The organism is Pseudomonas neuropathica, from assembly GCF_015461835.1.
Taxonomy (GTDB): Bacteria; Pseudomonadota; Gammaproteobacteria; order Pseudomonadales; family Pseudomonadaceae; genus Aquipseudomonas; species Aquipseudomonas neuropathica.
Genome location: NZ_JACOPX010000044.1, coordinates 1 through 1291 on the forward strand (window position 1 = coordinate 1; position 1291 = coordinate 1291).

1 protein-coding gene is annotated in these 1291 nt (G+C 53.8%); it reads left to right on the plus strand.

Features of this window, described 5'->3' with window-relative positions:
* Nucleotides 1–274 precede the first annotated feature (274 nt).
* The gene (locus tag H8F23_RS28670; RefSeq protein ID WP_194936573.1) at nt 275–1270 is read left to right on the plus strand and encodes an IS110 family RNA-guided transposase; all 996 of its coding nucleotides are present in this window, start codon (nt 275–277) and stop codon (nt 1268–1270) included.
* Nucleotides 1271–1291 lie beyond the last annotated feature (21 nt).

The window sequence follows — 1291 nt, forward strand, 5'->3', positions numbered from 1 at the left end:
CTCCTTGTATGTTGCCCTCACACCAGTCAATTGAGATCTAAGCTCGCTGGTGCGGACATACGAAGATGTGTTTCTGGGGGAGACCGATCGCTCCTAAAGGCAGGACTTGCTCCTGACCTTGTCTGTAGAGAGGTCCCCCCGCCTCATTGCCCACCACGAAGAGTATCGAGAAGCCGACAAGTCGGACTTCGCATTACAAGGTTGCAGTGGCATGAAGTTCGAGGTCAGGGGAACCAGAATGCATTTCTAACCCAGTTCACTTGGAGTTGAAAGCATGAGCATGCATGTCGGTTTGGATGTGGGGTCTCGCACGACCGCCATGAGCTGGCGCAACGAGGGCCATTTTGCAGGAGCGTGCAACATCGACCAAACGCCCGCTGGGCGCAAGGCAGCAGTCAATAAGTTGCTCGAGCTCAATCCTTTGTCCGTGGTCATGGAGGCCACTGGCATCTATTACCTGGATTTGGCCATGGAGCTAACTGCGGCGGGTTTGCCCGTTTCGGTTATCAACCCGAAGAGCTTTCATAACTTTGCCAAGCTGATGCTGAAAAACAGCAAAACCGATGCGATCGATGCCCAGTTACTAGCTGAATACGGCGAACGCATGAGCCCAAAACTGTGGACGCCGCCCACGACCATACAGTTGGAACTGCGGGCTATCGGAAGGCATATCAATCGTTTGACGTGTCATCGAACCCGAGCCAAAAACGAGCTGCATGCGCTCAAAGCTACTCAAACAACCGTGAAAATGCTGATTGAAGACGAAGAAGAGGCCATTGAAGCTTTTGACAAGCGAATCGAGCGTTTCAGGCTCGCAGGTCGGGCGCTGATCGACAACTGCCCAACGCTAAGTGCCCAGTTCGGGCACATGATCGCAGCGCCGGGCATGGGCGAAATTTCAGTATTTGCGGCACTGGCTGAATTGACGACCTTGCCAGTGACGCTTAAGTCCGCGCAAGTCAGCCGACATGCAGGACTCGATGTACGGCTTACACAATCAGGTACCAGCATCGATAAACCTGGACGGATAAGTAAGGGCGGAAACGCCTACCTACGCTCAGCGATGTACATGCCAGCGCTGACTGCCATACGTTGCGACAGCAACGTGAAAGCCTTTTACGAAGCGTTGATCGGGCGAGGGAAGAGAAAAATGCAGGCCATCGTCGCCGTCATGCGCAAATACCTGACCGGCCTGTGGGCCTGCATGCAAGCCGGAGAAGATTTCGACACGGCCAAGCTTTTTAGCGCAAAAGACCTCGCAAAAGCTTGACCGTGAACAGAGTATCTACAG